Source organism: Streptomyces sp. NPDC043867 (assembly GCF_056435845.1).
The window spans coordinates 79956-86601 of record NZ_JBWKDS010000037.1; the positions used below are offsets into that span (position 1 = coordinate 79956).

The window sequence follows — 6646 nt, forward strand, 5'->3', positions numbered from 1 at the left end:
AGAGCGGCGGTCTGGTCGATGCTCGGCGCATGGCACTTTCATCACGCTCACGTACAGCCACGGTGACCAGCGGCCCCGGCCGGGGTCCCGCCTCCGACGGGCGCACCCGTCACCGGCGCCACCATGCCCACGGGCGGGGTGGACGCCACCAGGCGTCGGCGGAGGTGCTCCGCCGGCGCGCGGAGGCGCTCTTCACCGACGGAGCGGGGGAGCGGCGCGCGTCGGGGAGCGGACCGCCGGCGGGCCGGCGCGGGGGCACTGCCGCGGCTGTCGCCGGGGGCGCGGACGCTTCCGTTCTCGTGGGTGTCCGTGCGGGTGCGGGTGCCGACGGCGGTGCGGGTGCGGGTGCGGGCGTTGGCGGCGGTGGGAGCGCGGGGCTCGACCGGGAGGTGCCGTCGGGCGCGTGGCGGGAGCGGGTCGGGCCGGCCGTACGGGAGCGCATGCCGCTGTGGCTGCAATCGCGGTGCGGGCTGGAGCGCCGCAGTGTGGCCGCGCTGACCGTTCTGCTCGTCGTCACCGCGGTCTTCGCCGTGCAGCACTTCTGGACAGGCCGGACGCAGCAGGTCCGCGCACCCGAAGTCGTGCGGGCGGCGGTTCCGTACGACGCCCGGGCCGGGGGCCGGAGGACGAAACCGGAGTCCTCGGCAGGTGCGCCCGGGTCCACCGGCGGGCCGGGCACCGAGATCGTCGTGGACGTCAGCGGCAAGGTGCGCAGTCCCGGGATTCAGCGGCTGCCGGCCGGTTCACGGGTCGCGGACGCCCTGCGGGCGGCGGGTGGTGTGCGTCCGGGCGCGAAGACCGAAGACCTCAACCGGGCCCGCCTCCTCGTGGACGGCGAACAGGTGGTGGTCGGCGGCCCCGCACCTCCGGCGGGCGCCGGTCCCGGAGGAGCCGCCGTATCCGGCACCGGGGGATCCGCCGGCGGGTCCACGCCCGGAGCGGCGCCCGCGACTCCGGTCTCCCTGAACTCCGCCACCCCGGATCAGCTGGACACCCTGCCGGGGGTCGGCCCCGTCCTGGCGCAGCACATCATCGACTACCGCACCCAGCACGGCGGGTTCCGGTCGGTCGACGAGCTGCGTGAGGTGAACGGCATCGGCGACCGGCGCTTCGCCGATCTGCGGAATCTCGTCCGGCCATGAACGGGACACCGAGCACAGGGGCGGGGCCCGGTTCGCGAGCAGGGGACGGTACGGATACAGGGGCCGGTTCGGATACAGGTGCCGGGGCCCCCGGCCGCCGGACGGTGCACACGGTTTCCGGTGCGCGGCTGGGGGCGTCGCATCCTCGCCAGGAAGGGCCGACGGACCTGAGGTTGGTGCCGCCCGCCCTGGCGGCCTGGGCGACGGCGGCCTTGACGGTGGACGCCGCCGTCACGCGGGTCACGGCTGTGGTGCTGGTCTGCCTGGCCGGGGCAGGCGCGTTGCTGTGGCTGCACCGGGGCGGCGCGAGGAGCGCGCCACCGGACGGGGGTGAACGCGAGAGCGGGCGTCGAGGAGGTGCCGCCCGGAGTCGACGTGAGAGCGGCGGAGATCGTCGAGGGGAGGGAGCCGACAGCCGGGAAGATGGCGGCGGAGACCGGGGAGATGGCGGGGGAGGTCGGGGAGATGGCGGGGGAAGCCTTCGGCGGGATGCGGCCGAGGGGCCGCGAGGCAGCGATGAACGGCGTCGGGGGGAGGGCGGCACGGGGCGGTGGGGTGAGTGGCCGCGGGTCTCGGTGGCTGCCGTGCTGCTGTGCGTCGCGGCGGCCGCCGCCTCCGCCGGGGCGCACGGAGCGGACCTGCGGCGCGGCCCCGTGCCCGCCCTGGCGGGGCAGTACGCGCAGGTGACCGTCGACGTCGAGATCACCTCCGATCCGCGTCTCACCAGACCCCGGATCAACGGCGACCACGCGGCTCCCACGGCCGTGCTGTTCGACGCGGAGGTGCGGCGGCTGCGGAAACCCGACGGGGCGGTCGTGGCGACTCGCACTCCGGTGCTGGTGATCGTCGACGCGAGCGCACTACGACAGCCGGGCGCTCCACGAGAGCCGGGCGGCCCGGCGCGTTCGCCGTGGCTGGAGCTGCTGCCGTCCACGCGGGTGCGGGTGACCGCGCGGCTCGTCCCCGCGCTGACGGGCGGAGACCGGATCGCGGGCGTCCTGCGCGTGCGGGGCGGAGCACCACCCGACGTCGTGGGGGAGCCGTCGGGTGTGCAACGGCTCGCGGGCCGGCTGCGCAGCGGGCTGCGGGAGGCGACCGACGGACTTCCGCCGGACGCACGGGCACTCCTGCCGGGCCTGGTCGTGGGGGACACCTCACGCGTCACACCCGAACTTGACGACGCGTTCAAGGAGACCGACCTCGCGCATCTGCTGGCGGTAAGCGGTGGAAACCTGGCGATCCTGCTGGTCCTGTTCATCGGGCCGCCGGGACTCGCTCAGCGTGCGGAGCGCCGCGGTCTGGCGTCCCGGCTCGGGATCCCGTTGCGGACGACCGCCCTGCTCGCCGGCGCGCTCACGCTCGCCTTCGTGATCGTGTGCCGGCCGGACCCCAGTGTGCTGCGGGCCGCCGCGTGCGGAGGGATCGTGCTGCTCGCCATCGCGACGGGACGACGCCGGTCCCTGATCCCCGCACTGGCATCCGCCGTCCTGGCGCTGGTGCTCTACGACCCCTGGCTGGCATGGAGTTACGGGTTCCTGCTCTCGGTGCTGGCGACCGGTGCGCTGCTCACCGTCGCCCCACGGTGGAGCGCCGCGCTCCGGCGACGCCGAGTACCGCCTCGCGCTGCCGAGGCCCTGGCCGCGGCGGCCGCGGCACAGGCGTTGTGCGCGCCGGTCGTGGCGGTGCTGTCGGCCCGGGTGAGCCTGGTCGCGGTGCCGTGCAATCTCCTCGCCGAGTTCGCGGTCGCGCCGGCCACGGTGCTGGGCTTCGCAGCCCTGGCGACGGCTCCGGTGACGATGCCGGTCGCCAAGGGGCTGGCCTGGTGCGCGAGTTGGCCCGTGGGGTGGATCGCCGACATCGCCCGTACCGGCGCCGCGCTGCCCGGTGCGGGAGTGGACTGGCCGGACAGTTGGACGGGCGCGCTGCTGCTCGCTCTCGTGACGGCGGCCGTCGTGTTCGTCGGGCGGAGGCTGGTGAGACACCCCTGGCTGTGCGGTGTCTGCGTCGTACTGTTCCTGCTGGTCGTGGTGCAGCCGCCGCCGCTGACGCGGGTGATCACGGGCTGGCCGCCGCCCGGGTGGCGGTTCGCGGTGTGCGACGTGGGGCAGGGCGACGCGACCGTGCTCGCGGCGGGCGACGGCGCGGGCGTGGTGGTGGACGCGGGACCCGACCCGGTCCTGGTCGACCGGTGCCTGAGCGCGCTCGGCATCACCAGGATCCCGCTGGTCGTGCTCACCCACTTCCATGCCGACCACGTGGCGGGCCTGCCCGGTGTGCTGCGCGGGCGCTCGGTGGGCGCCATCGAGACGACAGGGCTCGACGAGCCCCCGGACCAGGCGGAGTTCGTGCGGTCCCAGGCGGCCGCGCGGCACATTCCGCTGACCCGGGCCGCAACGGGGGAGCGGCGCCGCGCGGGAACCCTCGACTGGCGGGTGGTGTGGCCGCCCCCCGGTCCCCTGTCGGCGCCTGAGGGCCCGAACGATGCCAGTGTCGCCCTGCTCGTACGGTCGGCCGGGATGTCCCTGCTCCTGCTCGGCGACCTGGAACCTCCCGCCCAGCAGGCCCTGTTGAGGTCATCCGAGGGCGCGCGGCTGGGCGCGGTGGACGTGCTCAAGGTCGCCCATCACGGATCGGCGTACCAGGACCCGGAGCTGATACGCAGGGTGGCGCCGCGGCTGGCGCTGATCTCGTGCGGTGAGGACAACCCGTACGGTCACCCGGCGCCGAGCACGGTCGCCGCGCTGCGGGCCGGGGGTGCCGCGGTGATGCGTACGGACGAGGACGGGGCGATCGCCGTGGCCGGCACGGGTGAGGAGCTCCGGGTGGCGGGTGACTGAGGTGATGGGTGGCGGGGTGGCGGGTGACTGAGGTGACGGACCGGAACGGCCGTGGCAAGGCGAAGAGGAGAGGCGAGGGCGCGGTGACGTCGGAGGGGGCGTGCGGGGAGCGGCGGAGGGAGACTGAGGTCATGAATTCCGCACAGGCCGACGCCTATCTCCGTCGTATCGGGGCCGCGCGCCCCGCCGGACCCACCTCCGAGGTGCTGCGCGAACTCCAGCTGCGGCATCTGCGGAGCGTGCCGTTCGAGAATCTGTCGATCCACCTCCATGAGGAGATCGTGCTGGAGGAGAAGCGGCTGCTGGACAAGGTGGTGGGGGCCCGCCGGGGTGGTTTCTGCTACGAACTGAACGGTGCCTTCGGGGCGTTGCTGGAGGCGCTGGGCTTCGACGTGACGCTGCTCGCGGCGCGGGTGCACGGGGCGGAGGGACGGCTCGGGATCCCCTACGACCATCTCGCCCTGCGGGTGCGGACGTCGGACGGGGGCGACTGGCTGGCCGACGTGGGGTTCGGGGCGCACAGCCACTGGCCGCTGGCCTTCGGGGAGCGGGGGGACCAGGTGGACCCGGCGGGCACGTTCCGGTTGGCGGAGGCGGGGGAGCCGGCCGGGAGCGCGGCTTCGGAGTACGGGGACCTGGACGTGCTGCGGGACGGCAGGGCGCAGTACCGGCTGGAGACGCGCAGGCGTGTGCTCGGCGACTTCGTGTCGGGCGCCTGGTGGCACAGGACGTCGCCGGAATCGCACTTCACGCAGTCGCTGGTGTGCTCGCGGGTCACCGAGGACGGCGGAAGGATCACGCTGAGCGGCCGCGCCTTCACGGTGACCGCGGCCGACGGCACGAAGGAGGTGACGGAGCTGGGCACGGACGAGGAGGTGCTGGGGGTGTACCGGGAGCGGTTCGGGATCGGACTGGACCGGGTTCCGGTGGTGCGGGAGATCTGAGCGGGCCGGCTCTCACGGGGGTGGCGGATGACACCGGCGCCGGTCATCTCATCCGGGGGCGGTGGCAAGGGGACCGGGTTCCTTTACCGGGGGCGGTGGCAAGAGGGTCGGGCCCTATTGCCGGGGGCGGCAGCAAGGGGACCGGGTCCTCTGACCCGGGGCACGGGGACTGACCCTTTCACCGGGGGGCGATGGGGAGGCCCCGGCTTCGGCGGCGGCGGGCGTGGCGGAAAATGTCTCCGTGAGCGATGTGAGACATGTGCTGGTGCTGCCCGACCGCGATGCCGCGGAAGAGGCGCTGGAGGCACTCGGGGACCGGTTCGGACTCGACGAGGAGCCGCAGCTCGTCCGGGACGCACTGGCCGGTGAGGACGATGCCGAGGACGCGCAGTGGCTGGTCGTGCTGCGGGACCCGGAGGAGCGGCTGACACCCACGGAACTGGACGAGTTCGTGGGTGAGTGGGAGGGGTGGCGGGAGGAGCCGTAGAGGTCCCTCCGTGGGTGTCCTGGCAGTCGGCGGGGGTGTGCCGGTCGGCGGTGGGCGCGGACTCCGCCGCTGCCGCCCGGTCGTCCTCGCCCGGCTGTCGTCGCGTTGTCAGCGGCGCGTGGGATGCTTGGCGCGATGGCCAGGAAGACTGCACAAGACGACCCTCTCGCCCCTGTCACGCTGGCGGTGGGCCAGGAGGATCTCCTGCTCGACCGTGCCGTGCAGGAGGTGGTGGCCGCGGCCCGTGCCGCCGATGCGGACACGGACGTACGGGATCTCACGCCGGACCAGTTGCAGCCCGGCACCCTCACCGAGTTGACGAGCCCGTCGCTCTTCGCGGAGCGCAAGGTCGTGGTCGTACGCGATGCGCATGATCTGTCGGCGGACACGGTCAAGGACGTGAAGGCGTACTTCGGGGCGCCCGCCGAGGAGATCACCCTCGTGCTGCTGCACGCGGGCGGGGCCAAGGGCAAGGGGCTGCTCGACGCGGCGCGCAAGGCGGGCGCCCGTGAGGTGGCCTGCCCGAAGATGACGAAGCCGGCGGACCGGCTGGCGTTCGTGCGCAATGAGTTCCGGGTGCTGGGCAGGGCGGCCACGGCCGAGGCGTGCCAGGCGCTCGTCGACTCCATCGGGAGCGATCTGCGCGAGCTGGCGTCCGCGGTGTCCCAGCTGACCGCGGATGCCGAGGGGACGATCGACGAGGTCGTGGTCGGGCGGTACTACACCGGGCGGGCAGAGGCGTCGAGCTTCACCGTGGCTGACCGGGCCGTGGAGGGGCGGGCGGCGGAGGCGCTGGAGGCGTTGCGGTGGTCCCTGTCGACGGGGGTCGCGCCGGTGATGATCACCAGTGCTCTGGCGCAGGGGGTGCGGGCCATCGGGAAGTTGTCCTCCGCGCGTGGGGGGCGGCCCGCCGATCTGGCTCGGGAGCTGGGGATGCCGCCGTGGAAGATCGACCGGGTGCGGCAGCAGATGCGGGGGTGGACCCCGGACGGGGTTGCCTACGCGTTGCGGGCCGTTGCCGAGGCCGATGCCGGGGTCAAGGGGGGCGGGGACGATCCCGAGTACGCCCTGGAGAAGGCGGTGGTGGCGATTGCCCGGGCGGCGCGGTCGAGACGGGGTTAGGGCCTGTCGTTTGGATCATGCCGACCCGAGCGGGGTCTGGCACGCACATCTGCGGCGTTGTCGTCGGTCGCCGACGCTCCGCGTCGACTCCCTCCTCCGCCTTGCAGCTGTACG

5 protein-coding genes are annotated in these 6646 nt (G+C 74.1%); all 5 read left to right on the forward strand.

Annotation, left to right across the window (positions count from 1 at the left end):
* The first annotated feature begins 29 nt into the window (after positions 1–29).
* Complete coding sequence (locus AC069T_RS29750) at positions 30–1142, forward strand: ComEA family DNA-binding protein (protein WP_478785685.1); 1113 nt, start codon at positions 30–32, stop codon at positions 1140–1142.
* Positions 1143–1246: 104 nt separating this feature from the next.
* Positions 1247–3979: a ComEC/Rec2 family competence protein gene (locus AC069T_RS29755; RefSeq protein WP_478785686.1), complete on the forward strand. Its 2733-nt coding sequence runs from the start codon at positions 1247–1249 to the stop codon at positions 3977–3979.
* 131 nt (positions 3980–4110) lie between these two features.
* The gene (locus tag AC069T_RS29760) at positions 4111–4923 is read left to right on the forward strand and encodes an arylamine N-acetyltransferase family protein (RefSeq protein WP_478785687.1); all 813 of its coding nucleotides are present in this window, start codon (positions 4111–4113) and stop codon (positions 4921–4923) included.
* Positions 4924–5164: 241 nt separating this feature from the next.
* Entirely contained in the window at positions 5165–5410 is a 246-nt protein-coding gene (locus tag AC069T_RS29765; protein ID WP_478785688.1) for a hypothetical protein, read from the forward strand.
* A 135-nt stretch (positions 5411–5545) separates the two neighbouring features.
* Positions 5546–6532: a DNA polymerase III subunit delta gene (gene holA / locus AC069T_RS29770; RefSeq protein ID WP_478785689.1), complete on the forward strand. Its 987-nt coding sequence runs from the start codon at positions 5546–5548 to the stop codon at positions 6530–6532.
* The last annotated feature ends 114 nt before the right edge of the window (positions 6533–6646 follow it).

Excerpts from the sequence above, each read along its gene's own strand:
- AC069T_RS29750 (WP_478785685.1), top strand. The coding sequence starts at position 30 with ATGGCACTTTCATCACGCTCACGTACAGCCACGGTGACCAGCGGCCCC.
- AC069T_RS29760 (WP_478785687.1), top strand. The coding sequence starts at position 4,111 with ATGAATTCCGCACAGGCCGACGCCTATCTCCGTCGTATCGGGGCCGCG.
- holA (WP_478785689.1), top strand. The coding sequence starts at position 5,546 with ATGGCCAGGAAGACTGCACAAGACGACCCTCTCGCCCCTGTCACGCTG.